The sequence below is a fragment of the Borrelia sp. HM genome, assembly GCF_019669085.1.
Classification (GTDB): domain Bacteria; phylum Spirochaetota; class Spirochaetia; order Borreliales; family Borreliaceae; genus Borrelia.
Window position 1 is genome coordinate 825,230 of record NZ_AP024401.1, and the last position, 23,867, is coordinate 849,096.

A 23,867-nucleotide genomic window follows, 5' to 3' on the forward strand; every position below is an offset into this window, starting at 1 on the left:
TATAGTTGGGGTTGATTTGCATACATTTAAAGATTCTTTGAACATAACCGTATCTTCAGGTAATGGGGGTGCTGGTTCTGTTTCTTTTTTGCGTGAAAGATTTAAGGCTAAAGGTGGACCTGACGGTGGTGATGGGGGAAAAGGGGGAGATGTAATTTTTAAGGTCAAGGCCGATCTTAAAACTTTATCTATTTATAAAAATGGTCAAAGGCTTGCTGCTAGTAATGGCAAGCCTGGTATGGGCTCTAGAAGAAGTGGGGCTTGTGGTGAAAATTTGTTTATTTTTGTTCCACCAAATACTTGTGTTTATGATGCTGCAACCGATTCTATGTTGTTTGAACTTCAAACTTTTGATGATGAAGTTATTGTTTTAAAGGGTGGAAGAGGTGGACTTGGAAATGCAAGTTTTAAAAGTTCTACTAAACAGACTCCAAGGTTTGCTCAGCCTGGAGAGTCTGGTGTAACTTTAAATTTGCGTCTTAAATTATCATTAATAGCTGATATTGGGCTTGTTGGACTTCCTAATTCAGGCAAGTCTTCTCTTATTTCTAAAATAACTGATTCAAAATCTAAAGTTGCCAATTATATTTTTACTACTCAGATTCCACATCTTGGTGTGATTAAGTCTTATTATGATGATTTGGTGGTTGTAGATTTGCCTGGAATAATAGAAGGTGCGAATCGGGGCTTAGGTCTTGGATACGAATTTTTAAGACATATTTTAAAGACTAAAATTTTAGTCTTTTTGATTGATGTTTCTAGTAATAACTTTTTAAATGATTATAATGTTCTTTTTCATGAGCTTAGTGTATATAATACTGAGTTTTTAAACAAAAAACGCATAATTGTTGCTAATAAACTTGATTTAGATGGTGCTGTTGAAAATTTTAATGAGCTTAAGAGTACTTTAAAGAGTGAAAAAATTTTAGGAGTTTCTATTTATAAAAATATAGGAATAGACGAACTTGTTAGTGAACTTTTTACTCTATCAGGAAATGGATAAAATTGTTTTTATTATAGACTTTCAATTGATATATTAAGATAGGAGATTTATGAGAATAGCAATATTGGGTGGTACTTATAATCCTGTTCATATTGGTCATATGTTTCTGGCAAAGGAAATAGAATATTTCCTAAATGTTGATAAAATCATATTTGTTCCTACTCATAAGCCTGTTCATAAGCGTGTTGAAAAGACCAGTGTTCAAGATAGAGTTGAAATGCTTAAATTAGCAATACAACATGAGCGTAATATGTTTATTGATGAGTGTGATATAATTAATGGTGGTATAACTTATACTGTTGATACTATTGCTTGTATTAAAAATAAATATATTCATGATGAAATTTATTTGATCATTGGTGATGATCTTTTCAAGGATTTTGATTCGTGGAAGGAGCCAGATACAATAGTTGAATTAGTTAATCTTGTTGTAGTTCATAGAATTTATAATGAAAAAATAATTAGTAGGTTTAGACATATTTATATTAATAATAAAATATTGCCTGTTTCTTCTTCAGAAATTAGAAGTAGGATTGAAAGAGGGTTACCTGTTGATTATTTACTTCCCTTTGATGTTTTACGGTATATTAAAGACAATAACTTGTATATTAAAGGTAAATAGTTGAGAAAAGAATTATTTTTTTTGGTTTTAATTATTTTAATCATTCTTGGTATTATAATTTTTTTTGTTGATAGCTCTAAAAAAGAGCAAATATATTTTGAATTGAATGCTAAGAATAATATTAGTTTTTTATTTTTAATAGAAGGCAATAATAATAGTCTTTTAAGCATGCAAGAGATTCTAATTAATATGAAAACAGGTAATATTGGATTTTTAGATATTCCTGTTTATACAGGTTATGAGGATTTAAAAGGAAATGTGTCTTGGTTTGAAGATTTATATAAAAAGAATAATTTTCGTGAATTTTTGTCTAAAATATTTAGACAGTTAAATCATGAACCTGACTATTATATTCGTTTAAAAAAAAATGATTTTTTGAAATTTATTGACTATATTGGTGGAGTTCAACTCTTTGTTAAAAATCCTGTTAAAGTATATGATTTAACACGTCCTATTCTAATTCCTTCTGGTAATTCTTTTTTTGATGGAGATAAATCTTATGATTATTTGAGTTATTTCAGAGATATTGCTTCTTATAATGAAAGATTTGAATTTTTTAAGGAATTTTTTAAAAAATTTTTGTTACAATTTTCTGATTTTAAAGATGAACATGATTATTTGTCCAAAATGTATTTTATGTTAGATACTAATCTTTCTGAGACCATATTTAAATATATTTTTACTAACTATAAAATGAATAATGAAAAGAGTGTTTTTATTAATATTAAAGGTCAAGAGGAAACATTTAAGGATAATGATGATAATTTAATAAAAGTTATTTTTCCTTATTATGGGGGTGCAGTTCTGAAGGAATCAATTGAAAATTTGAATAGAGATTTAATGGGTGAGAATAAGAATGAAGAAGCAATAAAAGTTATTGTTTTAAATGGAACTAAAACAGCTGGACTTGCAAGAAATGTAGCTGATATTTTCAAATCTTTTAAATTTAAGGTTGTAAGGTTTGGAAATGCAGATAATCATAATTATTCTCATACCTTAATAATAAATAATTCAGATAATTTAGAAATAGCCATTAAGGTTGGCGATGTGATTAAAGCAAAAAACATCAAGCCAGTTTCTGAGTTTCATATAGATATTTTAGGACTTGATACATCCGATATTAGTCCTGATGTAATAATCATTTTGGGAGATGATTTTGATGGGAGATATGTTAAAAATAAATGATGTTTATAAGTTATGCAATATAGTATCTGATTTTGGTGGAATGAATGTTGTGGGTATTGATGTTAGCTCTGTTTGTAATTGGGCAGATTTTTTTATTATTATTTCTTGTTTATCATTTAAGCATATGGAAGCTTTATATTCTCATAAATTAATTAAATATTTTAAGGAAAAAGGTTTTAATTATTGTACTCAAGGTAAGGATTTTGTTAATGATTGGAACATTATTTCATGTGAAAATTTAATTATACATTTAATGAGTGAAAAGGCTAGGGTATATTATGAACTTGAAAAAATATGGGATAAAGGAAAAGTTATTTATTTCTAAAAGTTATTTAATTAGAAAAAATAAAAATATCACAATAATTATTTACAAAAAATTAAAAATATTCTAGATTTAAAACATGTATTTAGGGAGGCCTAGAGGTGAATATTACAGACATAAGAATTAGGAGAGTGGAGAATAAAAATTCCGGTTCGAAATTATTGGCATATGTTACAGTTACTTTTGACGATTGTTTAGTCTTGCATAATATTAGGGTTATTAGGGGACAAAAAGGTATTTTTATTGTTATGCCCAACAGAAGAACTAAAGTTGGAGAGTACAAGGATATTGTACATCCTATTAATCAAAGTTTTAGAGAGGTTTTGCAAACTGCTATTTTTAAAGAATATGTCAAAGAAAATCCTTTAAATCTTGAACTCGAATTAGGCTAAAAAATATTATTGACAAAGTGTATTGTATTTTGTATCCTTTTGATTTATGGATAATTGAGTATTTGGGACGTCGACAAGTGGTAAGTCACCTGGTTTTGGTCCAGGCATTCGAGGGTTCGAATCCTTCCGTCCCAGTATTTTTATATTAGGAGTTTCATTTTGGATAGTAGTAGGATTTTGAGATATGAGGGCCGTTTAGATTTTGGTTCATTATGTGCTCGTAGGATAAGAGCAAAGTTTGAAATACCAGCTGTTGTGTATGGGCGAGGAAAAGATGTTCTTCATATAAAAGTTAAGGAAAATGAATTTAATAAAAAATTTGCCAAGTTTACAGATAATACTGTTTTAATTTTAAGTGATGGAAAAGTTGAGAAGTGTGTTTTTATTAAAGATGTAAGTGAAAATATTACTAAAAGATTGATTTATCATGTTGATTTTTATGAAATTGATAGAGATGTAGAGATTGAAAGGGATGTTTCAATTAAGTTTTTGGGAGCTTCTATTGGTGTTAAGGAGGAAGGTGGTACTTTAGATATCCTTAAAAGGAAAGTTAAAGTTAGGTCTTTGCCTTTAGATTTACCAGAATTTGTCGAAGTAAATTTAACACCTGTTAAGAAAGGAGAACAAATAACTTATAAGGATATTATTCTTCCCCATAGTGTTAAACTTCATGAAGAGGATGAAAATTTAGCTGTTTTAGTTGTAAAATAGAGAGTTATGAATTTATTAATAATTGGCCTGGGTAATCCCGGGTCTAATTTTTTTCATACTAGACATAATGTTGGTTTTGAATTTATAGACAGATTAGTAGTTAAAAATGGTCTTGTCTTTAAGAGGATGAAGAATTATGAATACTCTGATTTTAATTTTAAAAATAAAAGGATAGTGTTTGTCAAGCCTTTAACTTATATGAATTTAAGTGGTAAAATCTTTCCTTCTGTTTTTTCTAAGTTTTATATGAAAATAGCTAATATTTTAGTTGTACTTGATAATGTTGATTTGCCTTTGGGTAAGTGTAAACTTAGAAAGGTAGGAGGGGCTTCTACTCATAATGGGCTTCGTTCTATCTCTGATAGCTTAGGCAGTACAAATTATAGTAGACTCTATATTGGAGTTGGCTGCAATAATGAATCTAGTCTTAGAGATTTTGTTCTCTCAAAATTTAGCGATAATGAACTTGAGCGTATTGAAAATATTTTTGATTTCTTAAGTGAAGAGATATTAGAGCTTGATGATTTTAATTTTGAATATAAAATTGCAACTATTAATTCTAGTAGTTTTTAATGTTTTGGAATAATATAATATCAAAAATAGACAATTTTTATGAAAACAATTCTTTGACCAAAGAAAAAGTGGTTGTTGCTTTTTCTGGAGGTGCAGATTCTACTGTGCTACTATTAAGTTTGCAAAAATATTTAAATAATAATGTTATTGCACTTTATTTTGCACATAATATAAGATCAAAATTCGAACAAAATCTAGAAATAGAGCATGTAAAAAAGTTTTGTAATTGTCACAATATTACTATTCAAATTAAGGAATGTAGTATTGATATAAATAGAGAATCTAAGCAACTACATATGTCAATTGAAGATTTAGCTAGAAAATATCGATATAATGCTTTATTTGAAGCTCTTATTGAAAATAAGGCTAAATATATTGCTATTGCCCATAATAAGAATGATCAATTTGAGACTTTGGTTATGAGATTTTTTCAGGGTTCATTTTTGGATGGGTTTTCTGGCATTCCAATTATTAATGGTAATATTATTAGGCCTTTACTTGAAGCATCAAGAAAAGAAATTGAAGAGTTTCTTTCTTTAAATAATATAGTTTATTTTGTTGATAGTACTAATCTTGAGAATTTCTATTTAAGAAATAGAATTAGAAATACTCTTATTCCAGTTATTAAAAAAATTTTTAAAGGCTATGAAAGAGGATTGGAGAGAATATCTGATTTTTCAAGTGAGCTTGTCAATTATTTTGATGAGAAGAATTTACTTCCATTTACTAGAGGTAATTACTACTATTCTTTTGATGTTGTTACTTTTTTTAGTCTTCCAAAATATTTAGTTTTTAGGAGTATTTTTAAGATTTTAAATTTAGAGGGCATTGTGTCAAATTTATCATATGGAGCTTTAGGTGAAATTTTCAGGGTAAAACCTATTGATAAAAGAAGTAAGATTTTATTAAAGACCAATGATTTTTTCTTAGAAAAGCGCAAAGATAGGATTAATCTTATCTTTAAGGGTGCTGAGAAGATGCATGAACCTTTTGATTTCTTATTAAAACTTAATGAATATCATAGTTTATCTTTAGGTAAGATTTTGTTAAAATATTTGGAGTGTGAAGATGATTCTATACTGGCATTGAGATGTTGTTCTTATGAGTTTAGGCATAGATTTTTTAAAAATAAGTTGCAAGCAAAGAGATTTTTCTCTAAGTTTGTAAGACATAATCCGCTCTATTTAATGTTGTTAGTGTTGAATGAGAAGATAATTGGAATTATTGATTTAAATACTTTAAAATTAATGTGGAGTGATAGGAATATTCTTAAAAAAATTAATATATCTTTGTTCGGAGGATTTTTAAAGGAATGAGTATTAACAATAATAACTTGAGTAATAATGGCAAATCTAATAATAAAAATAAAAAAAAGAATTGGATTTTGATTTTTGTTATAATTTTTTTAGTTTTGGCAATATCAATGTCTTATTTCATTCGAGGTGGTAATAGCTATAAAAATGTGCCTTATAGTACATTTCAAACTTATTTAGATAGTGGATTAATTGAGTCAGCTGTAATCATTGATAAAAGTCAAATTCAGTTTGTTGTAAAGAATTTAAATAATTTAGATAAGTCTTATTTTTTTACTAATATACCTTATTTTGATATCAGTTTACTTTCTGAGCTTAAAGATAAAAAGGTTGAGGTAAGTTCTGGCAAAAGTCAATCTTCTTTAATTAGTGTTATTTTTCAAACTTTGCCATGGATATTATTTTTTATTTTTTTCTTTTTTATCTTTCGTCAAACTCAGGGTGGAGGAGGGAAGGTATTTTCATTTGGAAAAAGTAATGCTCAAAAGTACGAAGCAGGAAAAAATAAGGTTACCTTTAAAGATGTTGCTGGTCAAGAAGAAGTTAAGCAAGAACTTAATGAAGTGGTTGAATTTCTTAAGTATCCTAAAAAGTTTGAGAAAATAGGAGCAAGAATCCCAAAAGGTGTTCTCTTAGTTGGATCTCCTGGAACAGGAAAGACTTTGCTTGCTAAAGCTGTTGCAGGGGAAGCTGGTGTCAATTTTTTTCATATGTCAGGTTCTGATTTTGTTGAAATGTTTGTGGGAGTTGGTGCAAGTCGTGTAAGAGACTTATTTGACAATGCAAGAAAAAATGCTCCTTGCATAATTTTTATTGATGAACTTGATGCTGTTGGTAGGAGTCGTGGAGCTGGTCTTGGTGGTGGTCATGATGAAAGAGAACAAACTCTTAATCAGTTGTTAGTTGAGATGGATGGATTTGGAACATATACCAATGTAATTGTTATGGCAGCAACAAATAGACCTGACGTTCTTGATTCTGCTTTGCTTAGACCTGGGAGGTTTGATAGACAAGTAACAGTGACTTTGCCTGATATTAAGGAAAGAGAGGCAATACTAAATATACATGCTAAGAAAACTAAACTTTCACAAAGAATTGATTTAAAAGTAATAGCAAGAGCTACTCCTGGTGTTAGTGGTGCTGATCTTGCAAATTTAATTAATGAGGGAGCTTTGATTGCAGCAAGGAATAATCAATCTGAAATTCTTATGCGTGATTTAGAAGAAGCTAGGGATAAAATATTAATGGGCGTTGCCAAGAAATCTATGACAATTACTGATAGACAAAAGTTAGAAACAGCTTATCATGAGGCAGGACATGCTTTACTTCATTATTATCTTGAGTATGCTGATCCTTTGCATAAGGTTACTATTATTCCTAGAGGTAGAGCTCTTGGAGTTGCTTTTTCGCTTCCTAAAGAAGATAGGCTTTCAATAAATAAAAATCAGATTCTTGATAAGATTAAAATATGTTATGGTGGTTATGCTAGTGAGCAGATTAATTTAGGCTTTACTACAGCGGGTGTACAAAATGATTTAATGCAGGCTACTAATTTAGCAAAAAAAATGGTTACAGAGTGGGGTATGGGAGAAGATGTAGGCCCAATATTTTTAGTAGATGATGAGGCTCCAATTTTTCTGCCAAAAGAATTTTCTAAAGCAAAAGCTTATTCTGAAAATACTGCTGATAGAGTAGACAGAGAAGTTAAAAAAATTCTTGAAGGATGTTTAAAAGAAGCATCAGATATTTTAATTAAACATAAGGATAAGTTAGTTAAAGTTGCAGAAGCTTTAGTCGCAAGAGAAACTTTGACAGATAATGAAGTAAGAGAACTTTTAGGATTTGATATTATTGAAAATGATTATGAAAAAAGTTTAAAAGAGCCTTCTGATGTGGTGGAGATAGAGAATGTGTAATTAAAGTTTTTAAGGAGTTTGTATGGTTGTCTTAAAAATTGTGTTTTTTCTTTTATTTTTAATGAGATTGAATGCTAGTTTAAGGGAATTAGACGAGGATATTTCAAAAATTCTTTTTCTTAAGGCTAAAAACATTTATGGTAGTACTATATCTTATAAAGGACTTGATGTAATTTATAGTTCTCTTGAGTTTAATGTAATAAATTCGGATTCTCTTTATGAACTTTCATTAAAAGATTGTATTCCCGTTCTAGATAGAATTTATCTTTTGAGATTTGCAATAGATATTGGAAATCTCACATTTGTTAAGTCTAGAGATTTATATTACCATTATTTTTCATTAATTTTAAGTCAAAATGATGATATCAATAAAAATAGAGAAATTATTGAGCTTTATGATAAATTGGACAATGATTTACAAAATGATAAAGATTTAATTTACATGCGACTTGAAGCTTCCAGTAAGCTTGGGGATTTTAAAGGAAATTTTAATAAGGTTTTGGAAAATTCCTTTGCTATGTATATTGATGATTTAAGATTTTTTAAATGGTTTTTAAAGGAAGATAAATGTTTTCCCAGTCTTTTTCATGAAGTTAAATTCAAAGAAGATTCTTTTTTTAAAAGTAATAATATCGATTTTATCTTTAAAAATACAGTATTAGACGAACCCAATACCATTGCTCTATTTACCCTCTTAAAGAATAAGAGCAAAAAATTAAATGGTGTTCAAAGTATTTATTTATTAAAGTATAAGCTATTAACTCCTGATGAAGCTTATATGTTTTTTAAAGAAGATCCTCCCAAAATAATAAGTGAGTATAAAATGTTTTATGATCTTTTAGGAGATCCTGTTATAAAAGATGATTTTTTAAATCATTATAAGAATTTATCTGGCATATATTTTATAGATAATGAAGAGAATGTTGCCATTTTTAAGAATGGTGTTTTTGTAAGTTTTTTTTCAAAAATGGTGAATTGCTCCATGGATCTAAATTTGGATGAGAAGTATTTTCATAAAGTTTATTTTAAAGATAAGGCCCCTGTTTATTATGAAAATAGTTCCCTTAATTATAAAGTTAATTATTCTATTTATCCTTATGTTAGTATGATTGAAGTTGATAGTCCAGATAAGAAGTATATCTATACTTTTTCTAGACACTCTTTTAAATATGAAATTTTTGATAGCTTTAATTGTAATTTTGATTATGTGGGTCTTAATGAATTTGTAGTAGCTAATGTTCCAGAGATTTTTCTTTTTAGTCATCTAAATTTGAATCCTAATCAAGTTTCTTTTTTAGATATTAAGAAAAGTTTAGTAGATAAACAAACTTTGGACAATTCTGGTGTTATTGAGATTAAGAATTATTCTCTTGGAAATTTGGTATCGGTTTATAAAAAAATTAATGGTTCTAAAAAATTCAATTATGTTGAAATTTATGATAAAGGAGTTTTAAAAGCTAAAAAAGTTATTTTAGATGATAGTATTGATGTCTATCATAATGTTGATTAGCTTTTAAGAGTGATTAATGCATAAAAGAATTTTTATTATCTTAATTTTAATTATTTCATGCAGAACAATAAAAGACATAGACTATAAGCCAATTTATTACATTCCATCTGAAGAGATAAAAAAACATATTGATGATAATAATTTTGAAATCGCTCTTTCCATTTTTTATAGCATTAAGAATAATGGATTTGAAATGGAACAAGGTATTTTAAAATTGAGAGATAAAGCTTTATCTAGGCTCAAAGAGGAATATGTTAAATTTTATAAAGAAAAAGATTATGAAAAAGCAATCTCTAAGTTTGAGACTTTGAATTTGTTTGGCGTCTCACTTAATGAAAGTAAAGAACAATTAATTTTAAAGTGTCTTGAGAGTGTGAAAAGTAAAGATCAAATGCTTGCGGATTTTTTTGCAAAATATTATCTACTTGATGATACTTTTAATTCTTTTGAAAATTTTATTTTGAAACAAAAATCTCCTTCAAGAAATATTTTGCTTGATACATCCGTTTTAACAGTTTGGGTAGATATGGGCACTAAAGTTTCAGGTGGATATATGATACCAAATGTTGCTTTAGGTTCTGCTTTTGTTATTGATAGTTCAAAGGGGTATGCTTTAACTAATTATCATGTAATTAGTTCTCAAGTTGATAAGGAGTATAATGGAGTTTCAAATCTTTATGTTAGACATCCAAGAGGCAAAGGTGAAAAACTTCCTGCAAAAGTAATTTCTTACTCAAAAGAAATGGATCTTGCCTTAATTGAAGTTCCTTTCAAATTAGAACATCAATTTAATTTAAGTTATTCTGTCAATATTAATATTGGAGATAGAATTTATGCAATGGGATCTCCTATGGGGCTTGAGAAGAGCATTACTTCTGGAATAATTTCTGGCAAGAATAGAAATTTATTATCTGTTGGTGATTCTTATCAAATTGATGCTGCAATTAGTCCAGGGAATTCTGGTGGACCTGTAATAAATGAAAAAGGCAAATTTGTTGGAATTTCATTTGCTGGAATTTTACATGCACCAGGTCTTAATTTTGTTATACCTTCAAAGTGGGTTTTAAAAGTTTTGCCATTTATGTATGGTGGTGGAAGTTTAATAAATAAGTGGTTGGGGTTTACTTGTTCTGAGAGCTTAAAAAATTTGGAAATATCATATGTTGCTCCTAACACCTCTGCAGATATTGGTGGTCTTAGGATTGGAGATTATATTTTAAGTGTTAATTCTTTGCAGTTTAATAGCTTAAGTGATCTTCAATACTATATTTTACAAAGAAAGTCTATGGTGAAAATTAAATATATGCGAGATAATAAGGAATATGAAGGTTATTTTTATCCTCAAAACAGGCCGGAAAATATTATTGAAAATATTGTAAAAAATGATTCTTTTAAAAATTTTTTGGGAGCTTTTTTGGGTTTAAAGTTAAATTTGATTTCCGATAAAGAATATCGAGTGTCAAAAGTATTTACAAATGGTCTTGGAAACGATCTGAATTTCAGGGCAAATGATGAAATTTTTGTTTATGATTTTCAATGGGTTAAGAATAAGAAGATATTTGTTGTATTGCTTTATGTTAAAAGACTATTTTCAGGATATTTAGGAACTCCATTACAGCTTGTTATTCCATTTGATTCTATTGTATTTGTATAAAAAATTTTAATTTGTTTTGAGGTTGATTTTATGGGCTTTTATTTAAATTTAGTTAGTGGAGAGACTAAATCCAATCCCAATGATATTGTGTCTATTAGTCATTTTGACTTTAAAAATAATTTAAATTTAATGCTTATAATTGGTCCTATGGGTAGTGGCAAGACAGAGTATGCTGCTAAAATTTATAAAGATTCTCTTATTATTAAGAATAAATCTCTTAAAGTTTTATCATCTGTTACTAAGGGTTTAAGAAATAGAGCTAATGTATTTTTTATTAGAAATGTTCTTGATAAGAAAAGATTTAAAGATTATCCTGAAAATGTTATTCCATATAGGGGTGGTCTGCATGATAAAATTGATGGAGTTGATTTTGCTTGTAGTTCTTTTGATGTAGATAAATTGATAGATAATAATCCTGAATATGGAACATTTATTATTGATGAGACTTGTTTTTATGATGAACGTTTGGTTTTTATCTTAAATAAAATTGCATTAGATTCAAACGTATTATTTATACTTCCTACCTTGCTTTATAACTTTAGGAAAGAAATATTTAATAATACTGCTAGGCTTTTAATAGAGTATGCAGATAAAATTTGTCGTATTGGTGCTTATTGTGAACATGTTGATTGTATGGATGAGTCTTTTTTGACATATAGGTATTATTTTCATGGAGGAAAGGAAATAGCTGCACCTTATTTTGATCCTTTGTTGATTGTTGGTGGTGATGAAATTGTTGAATCTGCTATTTACCCCAATTATGCTACAAGATGTTCTAAACATCATTATCTTGTTGGTAGGGAATATTTTTTTACTATTCTTAAACCTTTTGCATTATTATATTCCCAAGGTGATAAAAAAATTTTTGAAAAGGAGATTTTGGATTTAAGCAGTAATGTGATAAGTTCAAATTTTAAAAATTCTCTTTTAATTGAATCTAGAGGAAGATATGATGATATTGCAGTTTTGGAAGATTTATTAGAATTGCCCTTTTTAGCAGAGAGAGCTTTAATTACACTTTCATTAGAATATAATATCCTTAGTAAAGGAGATTTTAAAAAACTTATCGATAAATTTTCTCTTAGTAAGGATTATATTAACAAAGTAGTTGTTTCAAGAGGAAATGAATGGAATTTTTAAAGGATCTTAATAATAGTTTGGTTTGTTCTTAAAAAATTCTTTTGTTTTTTCAATACGCACTAATTCTTTTTTAATTATGTCATAATAGTTAAGTTCTTTCATTTCTATCTTATGATATTCATCTTCCCAATTTGTTATTCCATCGCTTTGAATTTTAGTGAATTTATAATTTTTGTTAATTTGATTGTGATATTTTAAAGCTTCTGTGTAATAATTGGCAGCTATTTTATAAAAATTTGTCGCTTTATTTAAGTTTTTAATAATTCCATTCTTTTTTGGAGTTTTATAAAAATATGTGTGTCTTGTATCAAATAGATCACCTAAATATAGATGTTGTTTAACAAGAAGCAGATTTATATGCATTTTAAAGAGAAGCTTATATTTGTCCCATTCTTCTCTTGTTTCTACTTTTGATAAAGAGTAATTTGGGTTTCCAAATGGATATTTTAATGCATTTTTTAAGAAAAATATATTTCTTTTAAAATTGCTAGGTTCTCTTTTCATTTGTTCATTAAAAATTACATACCATTGCTCAGCATAAAAAAATTTTGATGATGCATTTGTATTGGTTATGAATATGATTGCAAATATTATTATACATAATGTAAAAATACTTTTATTAGACATACTTTAAAACCTTGCCTTTATTTTGATTATTTGATTATATTAAAATTTTATTAGATCAAAAATTTTTCTTGTATTTATTTCTAAATCTTCTTTATTTGAATTTTCAATGTATACTACGTCAATTAAGCTATCAAATATTTTAAGTATTTTCATATACTTAAAATTAGTTTCTTTGAGTATTGATGCTTCAAGTTCAAAAATGTCAGTTTGTGTTCTATTTTGTTGAATGCGTTTATATGCAATATTGGGATCCGTTTTTATGAAAAAAAGTTTTTCAGGGAGTGGAAAATCTTTATTTAGTTTATATCCCAATTTTCCTTGGTATGCTATAGAGGAAAATAAGTATCTGTCAGTTATTACTTTTGTTTTGCCTTTATTTAATATTTTTATTATTCCATTTTTGGTATTATATAAGTGTTCATATCTGTCTGCTACATATAAGTGTGCAAGCGATGCTTTTTTTAGAGGATTTTTGAAATTAGTCAGTTGCTGTCTTATAAATTCTCCAATTACTCCTTGTGAAGGTTCTTTGGTAAAATGGTATTTGAGTTTGTTGTTGTTACAAAGTGTTTGTAGTCTTTGAATTATACTTGTTTTGCCGCTTCCATCTATTCCTTCTATGCAATAAAAGTTTTTTAGAATCTTATTCACATTCACAAAAATTTTCCCCTTATATACTTATTAAGTATTATATATAATAGTATATATACGTAAATATATGAATTTGTTTTTTATAAGAAATAAGATAGCTTTATCTTTTGTTTTTTCAGTTTTGATTTTTATATCAATTTTTATAGTTTTTATTTTATTTATTCAGGTCCAAGTTTATTCTGCAAGATCTTTTATTATAAATTATCTTGAATTGAAATCGGGATTTAAAATCAAATATGAAAGAATTGCTCCTTATTTCTTGTCTTCAATTAAGATAGATAATTTAGAGTTAAGTTTAAATGAACAAGATAAGATATTGATGAATACTGTTAAGGTGAATTTGGATTTATTTAAACTCTTGTTAGGAGATAAAAATATTATTTTAGATATTTTTGTAAGGGGTAGCACCTTAAATTTGGATTTAGATGATTTGTTCCTTAATGCTCAGAATTTTAATTCTAATAGATTAGATTTGGGTGAAAATAGTATTAGTTATTCAATACTTAATAAAATTTTTGGCGGATTTGGCAGTCTTCATGTTTATTTAGAAGATATTAAAGTTTATCTTAAATTAAATTATGATAAATTTTTAAGATTTCAGATTAAGAATTTATCATTAAAGACTATTGATGATGATTTTTTATTTAATTTTGTTGTTGATTATAGTCCTATTTCAAGTATAAGTTCGAATATTAGTACCAAGGACATTCCTGATTCTACTTTTTATTTTGAAGGTAAGTTTAAAAAGGATCTTAAAGATGGATATATTAATTTTAATTTTTTAAAATTGCATACTGGTTATTTTACTTTGCTTAAGCAGGGATTTCAAATAAATTATTCAAAAGGAAATATTGAAATTTTTAATGTAAGAGAAAATTTAGATTTTAACTTAAGATATGATTTTAATAAAAATTTTTTAAGATTAGAAGCTTTATTTTTTAATGTAAATCTTTTAAATTGGATAAAACTTAATGATAATTTGAGTGCTTATAACAGTTATCTTGATACAAGTTTAAATGGTCAATTAGCATTTTCTTATGATTTTAAAGATAAAGATTTGCGGTATGCATTATTATTAGATTCATCTCCAAAAGTTGATATGAAAGACAAGGAGATCCAGGGAATAAGAGTACAGATCAAAGGTAATGAAAAAGTTGCAGATATACAAAATGTTTTCATAAAACTTAAGCGAGGATTTATTGGTTATAAAGGTTTTTATTCATGGACAGATTTAGTACCAATAGGAAGGCTTGATTTTAAATCCGCAAAGATTTTTAGTTTTAAAGATATTAATGGATATTTAGATTTTAGTAATAAAAACAAATACTTTGTGGTAAAGTCTGATAATTTTAGGATTGGTAGGCTTAAAGTTCAAAATTTAAATATGAAAACGGGTTTTTCTAAAGATAAGATTCATGTTGATTATTTGTTAGACTTTATTAATAATAAGTCTAAAATTTTGTTAAAGGGTGATTTTAACAAACAAAATTTTAATCTTAATCTGGGTGTTAAAGACTTTCCTATGCTTTTTTTAAAGGATGTTTTACCAAAATCATTCATTACTAATATTATCCCAGAATCTTTTTTGTCAGGTAAGTATTTGAATTTGACTTCAGATTTTAATGTAAATACTTTTGATTATGTTAAGAGTAAATTGAATAATCTTAATTTTACTATTTCATCAAAATTAGATAATTTTAGTTTAGTTTTTGATGCTGATGGAGCGAATGATGTTTATAAGGTTAATTATTTTAATTATAGTAATTCAAATTATAATGTAAATTCTAGTTTTTTTGTACATTTATTTGAAGAAAGTTTGAAGATAAATACTAAGCTTAATTATTTAAATAGGAATTATCCTTTGTATTTTGAGTGGAATTTTAAAGATAGATATGTTAACTTTGAAATTACACCTAAGGCACGAGCAAGTCTAAATTATACTGATTCATTAATAGTGTATTTTTTAAATGTTAAGAATTTTCATTTTTATAATGGAAATTATGAGCTTTTATTTAATATTAATTCTTATGGAAATTATCAAAAAGTTAATAATGATTTAAATGTTACCCTTACTGAGTTTAGATTAGATAGACTTTCAGATAATCCTTCTTATAATTTTAATTTTAGCTTTGAAGGTTTATATGAGCATAAAAAAATTAGTCTTTCAAATATTAAATTTGTAAATAGTATTTCAAATTTACAAGGGCAAGGAAATTTTAATTTGAATGATAGACTTGATGGTAATTTGAATTTGTTTTCAAATTTGAATACAGAGCGTTATTTTTTTGGCGTTGACTCTAATGAAAATAGCAGTTATTTTGTTGTTAGATTTCATGGATTAGATTTTAATAATTTCAAATTCTTGTCTTTCTTAAATGGAAAACTTAATGGTCATTTTATTTTTATCTTGGATTTTAAAGAGAATAATTTATTTAATTATTCTCTTAGTGCTTCTCTTGAAACAGATGGTCTTTCTTTGGCAGGTATTCCTACATATTGTTCTTTAAATTTAGGCTTAATTGAGAATAATTTGAATATTTATAACATAAAGGCTATTCAGAATAAAAGAGAAATTCTCACAGGTAATTTTAGATATGATATTAAGAATTATATTGGAGTTTCAAATTTAAATTTCAGTAGCAAACTTTTCTCTTCAAGTGTGAATATAAATTTTCAGCAATTTGAAGATAAATTAGAGGAAGAATTTGGTATTTTAAAGAAGAAAACTGATGGAGAAGTTGCTTTTAGAGCCTTAAGATATAAAGGTAACGATCTCTCTGATCTTACAATTGAATTTAAAAATAATTTTGAAAGGTTTATCATGTCATCAGTTGAGTACGATCTTGTTAAGTGTTTGTATGAATATGAGAGCGGTAATTTTAATTTTAGATTATATGATTATTTACCCCTTAGTTTTGATGCATCAGGTAGCATTTTGGGGAATAAAATTAATAGTAGTATTCAAGATATTAAATTTGATTCGAATTTAATATCAAAAGATTTGTTAGGTTCACAAACCCTTTTTGATTTTAAAAAATATTTTATTCTTTATGATATTAATTTGACTGGTCAATTGTCTATTGATGGTAATTTATATAATCCCAATCTTAATGGCAAATTTAATATATTAGATGGTTCAATAAGCAATGGATATCTAAAATCTTCTAGACAATATGGAAAGAATAGAATTTTAAATTTTGTCAATGTTCCAGTTATTATTAAGGACAATAACGTATATATTAAGCACGAGTTTAACTTGGATTATTATTCTAATCTCAATTTTGATGTTCATTTAAACTTAAATTTTTTAAGTGATAGTATTGTTGATTATTATAAAGTAAATATTGATGTTTTTGGTAGTTCTGGGGCGCCTATTCAATTTAATGACATAACTATAAATTTTACGGGACATGTTTTAGGTAATTTTTTAATTGAAGGTAATTTTGAAGAGGTTATGTTAACAGGAAATATAAATGTTTCGAATGCTTGGATTTACTTACTTGAAAATTCGATTGTTGATTTATTAATAGATCCTTATAAACTCTCAAGAAAGCCAATAGTATCTGATGTTAAATCTAAGGGTTTAGACATTGGTATGAAACTTAAAATTCATTTTGATAGTAATGTTGCTTTTCACTGGCCGGATAATAAGATTTCTTTTTTAAATGCTTTTATTGCACGAGGAAATGAGCTTGAGGTTAAATTTGATACTAAAACGGATGATTTCCTTATTAAGGGAGATTTAAATATTGCAAGTGGTTCTTTTAATTATAATAATAAGCAATTTGCTTTTAAGAGTGGTTCATATATATCTTTTAATGAGAATAGAAATAAATTTGACCCTTGGGTAAAAGCTGAAGCAACAAATACCATTAAAGATGGTAGTGAAAATTTATTGGTAACGATGAACATAGATGGTCCTCTAAGTTTGTGGAGGCTAAACTTTTCATCTTATCCTGTACGAACAGAGCAGGAAATAAAATATCTCTTATCAAATGCAATAATTGGAGGTGAGCGTGGATTACAATCAGCAGGTACAAATACGGCAGAAATGGCGCTTGGTATAGCTAGTGATATTCTTGTTGATCTAATCGTACAACCTATTGAAGATTATATGCGTTCTGTATTAAAATTAGACTTATTGAGTATCAAAACAGATATATTAAGGAATGCTATTGGTACCTTGGGGAATCCAACAACTTTTGCAGGTGTTCTTGATAAGACAAGTGTTAACGTAGGCAAGTATATTGTCGATGGTGTTTTTGCTAAAGCAGGATTTGGATTTTTAAAAGAAACAATCACACCGTTTTCTCAGAACTTAAACTTTAGTGTTAATTTTGGACTTGAGCTTGATGCACCATTTTTCTTTATTGATTATGTTTTTAATTATAATTTTATGAAACATGGTCATGGGATAGGAAGCCATATATCTATTTTTTGGAAGTTTAAATACTGAGTTATTTAAGGGGTTTGCTATGCGTTTATTAAAAACTTTTGTTTTTATGATTTGTTTTTTATGTGTATTTGATTTTCTTTATGCTCAAGAGAACTATACGGACAAAATAATAGATAGTATTAATTTTAATGGCCTTAAAAATATAAAGGAAAATGATCTTAGCTTTATTTTAAATTCTTATTTGGGGCAAGCTTACTCTGATGAACTTTTTGATAAATTACAAATTGATCTTTATGCACTTGATTATTTTGAAGGATTTATTCGTCCTGAATTTAATTTAAAAGATGATAAGCTTGTTATTACATTTTTTGTCAAGGAAAAATCTTTAATAACCAGTGTTACTTTTATTGATAAGAGTGGGATTTTTTGGAATAGTGAATTGAGAGATAAATCAAGTGTTAAAGTAAAAGGAGCCTTAAATCTTTCAAAGATTAAAAAGAGTGTTGTTGAATTTGAAGAAATGTATAAAGAAGCTGGATATCTTGATGTTTCTATTGAATTTGATATTAAAGAAGAAAATAGCTTAGTAGATGTTGTTTTTAAAATTAATGCTGGTCCTAAATATATTGTCAAAGAGGTTTCTTTTGATGGTAATGTAAATTTTAAGAACAGTACTCTTAGAAAATATTTAGTATCAAAAACCGCATCTTTGTTTTCTGATGGCAAATATTTAGAATCAAATCTTGAAAAAGATAAGTCCCAGCTTGAGTCTTATTATAAGAATAATGGATATGTTAATGCAAAAGTTATAAATAATATTGTAAATATACAAGAGCCCGTTAATTCTAAAAAATTGGAAAAATGGGTTTACTTAAAATATTTTATTTCAGAAGGCGATGTTTTTAAGTTTGGTAAATGTGAAATTATTGGTAATTTGGTTTTTAAATTGGAAGAATTGCAATCTTTAATTACCTTCAATGAAGGAGATATTTTTGATGATTCTAGATTTGAACAAGATTTTGCAAAAATTAGGGACAAATATTATTCAGATGGTTATATTTTTACAGAGATTGTTCCTTCTCAAATGATAAGAGATGAATTTGTAGATTATTCCATTAAGATTACAGAAAAAGAAAAGGCACATATTGAGTCTATTACTGTTTCAGGCAATAAAAGAACAGCTCAGTATGTAATACTGAGAGAAATTCCATTAGTAGAAGGTGATATTTTTAATTTAGAAAGACTTCGAATGGGAATGCTTAATTTGCAAAGGATTGGTTATTTTGGGAATGTTGTACCTGATATTGTTCCAAGTAATATTGAAGGTTTGATGAAAATAAATTTTGCTGTGGAAGAGCGAGAGACGGCGAGTTTTAGATTTGGTATGAATTTTGGTGGAATTAATAATTCTTGGCTTCCATTTTCAATTTTTGGGCAATGGGAGGAATCTAATTTTTTAGGTAAAGGGCATTCTTTATCTGCAAAACTTAATCTTGCTTTTTCAGAGCAAAGCTTTAGATTTATGTTTGAAGATAATTGGTTTATGCAGACTAGGTGGACTATTGGGGGATTTGTTGATTTTTCACATTCTATAAATACAGCTTATCAGGATATTAATGGTCCTATCTTTATAGGAAAGAAGGAAGTTCCAGATCCTTTTGTAAGTTTGGGAACATATAATAGTGCTAAAAATTTTTCAGATTTTAATTTTATGAATTATTCTTTAGCTAAATTTAGTTTGAGTGGGTTTACTGGTTATAGTTTTTTAAACTATCTTGGCAAACAATCGTTTATTGGTACTCTACAGACAGCTTTAAAATATGTATATTATGATGATAATATTAATAGGCCTTCAAATTATTATTTAAGAGATAATCATAATACTATTAGATTTGAAAATTCTCTTAGCCTTAGTGTTTCATGGGATACAAGAAATTCTCAATCTTTGGCTAATAATGGGTTTTTACTTAAGCAGCAATTTGATTTTTTTGGTGGATTTTTATTTGGACAGAGTCACTTTTCAAAATCTACGACAACTTTTGAGAGATATTTCTCTTTGTTAGGATATCAAGATATTTTTAGCCCATTTTTTGATTTAATCTTAACTTTACGAAGTGTTTATTCAAATATTTTGCCGCCACTTGGAAATGGTTTTGAAATAGAAGCACAACCACATCATCTTATAGTGATTAGTGAAAATTTTATGATGTCAAGAGGTTGGGGAACTTTAAACAATATTTATAGTTCATTTGTTAATACTATTCAGTTGTCAATGCCTTTAATTAAGAATATTCTGGTTTGGGATGTTTTATTTTTAGATATAGCTTCATATTCTTTAGAAGGACAAGCAAATTCTCTATTTGTTCCTTTTAGTAATTTTATTTTTAGTTGGGGATTTGGAGTTAGAAGTATATTACCTCAAATGCCTTTGTCTTTTGTAATAGCTTATCCATTTTATTTTAATGATACAGGTGTGAATAGATATTATGATTATTTTAAAGGATTCAAATTTTTCTTAGCAGTTGATATGAGGTATTGATATAATTTAGTTAGTTATTATACTGATATAATAAGGAGGAATGTTATGTTTTTAATGATTCTTGTATTTTCATTTTTCTTCCCATTAAATATTTTTTCGGTAAATGTAACAAAGGTGGGTATTGTAGATTTTGAAAAAGTTGTGATTGGATTTTTGAGTCCCCAATTAAAATCTAATCTTGAAAAATTAAAAAATCGTTATCAAGAGGAAATAGATATTTTAAATTCTAAGATTAAAGATTTAAAAAAAATGTATGATGAATCTATTAGTATTCATGATTTGGAGAATGCTAAATTATATGGTAATCAGTATAATTTAAAGATTGATGAGCTTAAAAAACTTAAAAGCCTGGCTAAGAATGATCTTGAGCAACAGAAGCGGATTAATATAAATAATTTAAATAGTGATGGGTTGCTTTGGAGCAAAATACTAAATGGTGTTCAATATGTTGCAGAAGCTAATGGTATTTCTTTGGTGATGAAAAAGGATAATCCTTATATTCTTTATTATAATAGTACAGTTGATATAACAGATGATGTAATTAAACATTTGAGAGCTCAATAATAATAATAATATTAGGTTGTAGTAATTTTTATTTTAATATAATAATTGTTAATTTGTATAAATTAGATGTGTTAATTAACTTTATAAATATATTGTAAAGTTTTAATAATATCAATTATAATTTGATTATTGTTTAAATAATTTATTGATAAGTATGAAAAAAGAGCTTACGCCTATGATGAGGCAATATTTAGATATTAAAGTCAAATATAGCGATGCTATTCTGTTTTTTAGAGTAGGTAGTTTTTATGAAATGTTTTTTGATGATGCTATTGAGGGAAGTAAGCTTTTAGGTTTAACTCTTACTAAAAAAGATGATGTTCCTATGTGTGGAGTACCTTGTCATGCAAGTAAAGAATATATAAAAAAGTTAATTTTACTTGATAAAAAGGTTGCTATTTGTGAGCAAGGAGTACAATCGGACTCTAAAGGCGGGCCTTTAGAAAGAGAGGTTGTTGAGGTTATAAGTCCTGGAGTTATAGTTGATGAAGATTTTTTACAGGATGATATTAATAATTATTTAGTTGCTATTAGTGATTATAAGGGCTATTGTTCATTTTCTTATATAGATTTGTCAACATCTAAACTTGGAATAATTTTTTATGATGGAAATTTTTTAGCAAAATTAAGACGTGATATTGCAAAGTATTGTCCAAGAGAAATAATAGTTTCAGAGAATTTTTATTATCAATATTTAGATAAGCTTGTTCTTGATCGATTTTTAGTAAATAAAGTGCCTAATTGGCATTTAGATAAAGAAATTGCAATAAGAACATTAAAAAATCATTTTAATGTTCTAAGTTTAAGTGCTCTTGGATTTAAAGAAGACGAGCCTTATTATATTGCATCTTTTTTAGTCATAGATTATATAAAGAACAACTTGAAGAATTTATTGAAAAATATTAATACAATTTATATTAATAATGATTCTTCGTATATGTTTCTTGATGATGTTACTCAAATAAATCTTGAACTTGTTAAGAATAATAATGATCTAAGTGTTAATTATTCTCTTTATTCAGTTTTAAATGAGTGTAAAACTTCAATGGGTAAGAGACTTTTAAGAGAATATATATTAAATCCGCTTATAGACATTGTTGCAATTAATAATAGATTGGATCATGTAGAATTTTTAAACAACAATATTAATTTAAGTATCAAGCTAAGAGATATTCTTGGTAATGTTTGGGATATTGAAAGAATAATCTCAAGACTTCAAATGAAAAAATATGCTAAAAGAGATTTTTTATTTATTCGAGAAGCTTTAATTGTATTTTTTTCGATAAAGGAATTATTTAATGAGTATTCTTTTGATTATTGGATATTTAATATTAAGGATGAGAGTGATCTAGGAGAAATTTACTCTTTAATTAATGATTCTATTTCAGAAGATCGAGATGAAATTATTAAACATGGATATAATTCTAATATTGATCGTTTAAGAGAGCTTAAGAATAATGCAAGCAAATATATTGATGATTATCTTAATTTTGAGAGAAATTTTAGTAAGATTAATAATCTTAAAATTAAGAAAACTAACATTCGAGGTTTGTTTTTTGAGGTTACTAAGAGTTATTACGGACAAGTTCCATCTCATTTTATAGAAAGTCAAACTTTAAATTCTATTAAGAGATATAAAACCAATAAGCTTATTGAACTTGAAAGAGAGATTAATGATGCTGAAGATAATTTATCAATTCTTGAGCAAGAAGTATTTGATAAAATAGCTTTAAAAATTGTAAGGCATAGTATACTTATTAAAAGGCTTGCTGAATTTTATGCATATGTTGATGTAATTTCTAATTTTGCGTATTTAGCTAAGAAGAATGAATATGTAAAACCTACTTTGACTAATAATAAAGAGATTATTCTTGAGCATGCCAGACATCCTGTTGTTGAACATTATATGAAGGGTGTTGGTACTTTTACTAAAAATTCTATAATGATTGACAGCGAAAAATATTTTTGTTTAATTACTGGTCCTAATATGGCAGGTAAGTCAACTTATTTACGTCAGACAGCTTTAGCTGTTTTAATGGGACATATTGGTTCTTTTGTACCTGCTGATAAAGCTATCATAGGAGTTACAGATAAAATTTTTTGTAGGATCGGAGCAAGTGATAATATCTCTAAAGGAGAATCTACATTTTTAGTAGAAATGAATGAGACGGCTAATATTTTAAGAAATGCAACACAAAATAGTTTGATCATTATGGATGAAGTTGGTAGAGGTACTAGTACTAATGATGGACTTGCTATTGCATGTTCAGTTGTTGAATATATTTTAGGATGTATTAAGTCTAGAAGTTTATTTGCAACCCATTTTCATGAACTTTCAGCTATTAATCATAATTCTTTTGTTAATCTTTCGATGAAAATTGAAAAGCAAGGTAATGAGCTTATATTTTTAAGGGAAGTTGAAAAAAAACCTTCTCTTAATTCTTATGGAATTTATGTTGCTCAAATAGCTGGAATACCTTTAAAAGTTATTGAGAGAGCTACTGTTATGCTTAAAAGTTTAACAAGTAGAGATCACTTGTATGTTACAAAATTTTTTACTTCAAATTTTTTTGCTATTAATAATAGTGAAGAAAAAATAGAAGAAGATTTATGTTATAAATCTGATCTTGATTCTTATTTAGAACTAAAAAATATTATTTCTAAGATAGATATAAATAATATTACTCCTTTACAGGCTATGGATTTACTAAGAGAAATAGTCTTAAAAATTGAAGTATAGGTATATTAG

Annotated in this window: 18 protein-coding genes and 1 tRNA gene; 17 read left to right on the plus strand and 2 right to left on the minus strand. The window is 26.9% G+C overall.

Features of this window, described 5'->3' with window-relative positions:
- Positions 1–16: 16 nt before the first annotated feature.
- The 13 genes from obgE (at position 17) to K5563_RS03980 (ending at position 12,341) form a co-directional block, all read left to right on the plus strand.
- Positions 17–1,003 carry a GTPase ObgE gene (obgE, locus tag K5563_RS03920; protein WP_221037660.1) on the plus strand — a complete coding sequence of 329 codons (987 nt, stop codon included), beginning with the start codon at positions 17–19 and terminating at the stop codon, positions 1,001–1,003.
- A 49-nt stretch (positions 1,004–1,052) separates the two neighbouring features.
- The gene (gene nadD / locus K5563_RS03925) at positions 1,053–1,625 is read left to right on the plus strand and encodes a nicotinate (nicotinamide) nucleotide adenylyltransferase (protein WP_221037661.1); all 573 of its coding nucleotides are present in this window, start codon (positions 1,053–1,055) and stop codon (positions 1,623–1,625) included.
- Complete coding sequence (locus K5563_RS03930; RefSeq protein ID WP_221037662.1) at positions 1,626–2,810, plus strand: LCP family protein; 1,185 nt, start codon at positions 1,626–1,628, stop codon at positions 2,808–2,810.
- Positions 2,785–3,135, plus strand: coding sequence for a ribosome silencing factor (gene rsfS / locus K5563_RS03935; protein ID WP_221037663.1), 351 nt, complete (start codon positions 2,785–2,787; stop codon positions 3,133–3,135). The genes K5563_RS03930 and rsfS overlap by 26 nt, the downstream gene beginning before the upstream one ends.
- Before the next feature lie 98 nt (positions 3,136–3,233).
- On the plus strand, positions 3,234–3,524 hold the full coding sequence (gene spoVG, locus K5563_RS03940; protein ID WP_221037664.1) for a septation regulator SpoVG: 291 nt from the start codon (positions 3,234–3,236) through the stop codon (positions 3,522–3,524).
- 63 nt (positions 3,525–3,587) lie between these two features.
- Positions 3,588–3,659: transfer RNA gene (locus K5563_RS03945), tRNA-Gln, on the plus strand.
- Positions 3,660–3,683: 24 nt separating this feature from the next.
- Positions 3,684–4,235 (plus strand): 50S ribosomal protein L25/general stress protein Ctc, encoded by a 552-nt coding sequence (locus tag K5563_RS03950; protein ID WP_221037665.1) that lies wholly within the window; start codon positions 3,684–3,686, stop codon positions 4,233–4,235.
- Positions 4,236–4,241: 6 nt separating this feature from the next.
- On the plus strand, positions 4,242–4,808 hold the full coding sequence (gene pth, locus K5563_RS03955) for an aminoacyl-tRNA hydrolase (RefSeq protein WP_221037666.1): 567 nt from the start codon (positions 4,242–4,244) through the stop codon (positions 4,806–4,808).
- On the plus strand, positions 4,808–6,124 hold the full coding sequence (gene tilS, locus K5563_RS03960; RefSeq protein ID WP_221037667.1) for a tRNA lysidine(34) synthetase TilS: 1,317 nt from the start codon (positions 4,808–4,810) through the stop codon (positions 6,122–6,124). Before pth ends, tilS begins: the two co-directional genes overlap by 1 nt.
- Positions 6,121–8,037 carry an ATP-dependent zinc metalloprotease FtsH gene (ftsH, locus tag K5563_RS03965; RefSeq protein ID WP_221037668.1) on the plus strand — a complete coding sequence of 639 codons (1,917 nt, stop codon included), beginning with the start codon at positions 6,121–6,123 and terminating at the stop codon, positions 8,035–8,037. The genes tilS and ftsH overlap by 4 nt, the downstream gene beginning before the upstream one ends.
- A 22-nt stretch (positions 8,038–8,059) precedes the next feature.
- Positions 8,060–9,547, plus strand: coding sequence for a hypothetical protein (locus tag K5563_RS03970; RefSeq protein WP_221037669.1), 1,488 nt, complete (start codon positions 8,060–8,062; stop codon positions 9,545–9,547).
- A gap of 16 nt (positions 9,548–9,563) precedes the next feature.
- Positions 9,564–11,201 (plus strand): trypsin-like peptidase domain-containing protein, encoded by a 1,638-nt coding sequence (locus K5563_RS03975; RefSeq protein ID WP_221037670.1) that lies wholly within the window; start codon positions 9,564–9,566, stop codon positions 11,199–11,201.
- Positions 11,202–11,231: 30 nt separating this feature from the next.
- Entirely contained in the window at positions 11,232–12,341 is a 1,110-nt protein-coding gene (locus K5563_RS03980; RefSeq protein ID WP_221037671.1) for a thymidine kinase, read from the plus strand.
- A 6-nt stretch (positions 12,342–12,347) separates the two neighbouring features.
- Here the strand turns inward: K5563_RS03980 and K5563_RS03985 are convergent, their stop codons facing one another.
- The gene (locus K5563_RS03985; RefSeq protein WP_221037672.1) at positions 12,348–12,968 is read right to left on the minus strand and encodes a hypothetical protein; all 621 of its coding nucleotides are present in this window, start codon (positions 12,966–12,968) and stop codon (positions 12,348–12,350) included.
- Between the two features lie 39 nt (positions 12,969–13,007).
- Positions 13,008–13,619, minus strand: coding sequence for a dTMP kinase (gene tmk / locus K5563_RS03990; protein WP_221037778.1), 612 nt, complete (start codon positions 13,617–13,619; stop codon positions 13,008–13,010).
- A gap of 67 nt (positions 13,620–13,686) precedes the next feature.
- Between tmk and K5563_RS03995 the strand changes: the two genes are divergently transcribed.
- The 4 genes from K5563_RS03995 (at position 13,687) to mutS (ending at position 23,858) form a co-directional block, all read left to right on the plus strand.
- Positions 13,687–18,075, plus strand: a complete 4,389-nt coding sequence (locus K5563_RS03995; protein WP_221037673.1) for a translocation/assembly module TamB domain-containing protein — start codon at positions 13,687–13,689, stop codon at positions 18,073–18,075.
- A 46-nt stretch (positions 18,076–18,121) separates the two neighbouring features.
- Positions 18,122–20,554, plus strand: a complete 2,433-nt coding sequence (gene bamA, locus K5563_RS04000) for an outer membrane protein assembly factor BamA (protein WP_255571100.1) — start codon at positions 18,122–18,124, stop codon at positions 20,552–20,554.
- Positions 20,555–20,599: 45 nt separating this feature from the next.
- Positions 20,600–21,118, plus strand: coding sequence for an OmpH family outer membrane protein (locus K5563_RS04005; protein WP_221037675.1), 519 nt, complete (start codon positions 20,600–20,602; stop codon positions 21,116–21,118).
- Positions 21,119–21,272: 154 nt separating this feature from the next.
- Positions 21,273–23,858 carry a DNA mismatch repair protein MutS gene (gene mutS, locus K5563_RS04010; RefSeq protein ID WP_221037676.1) on the plus strand — a complete coding sequence of 862 codons (2,586 nt, stop codon included), beginning with the start codon at positions 21,273–21,275 and terminating at the stop codon, positions 23,856–23,858.
- Positions 23,859–23,867 lie beyond the last annotated feature (9 nt).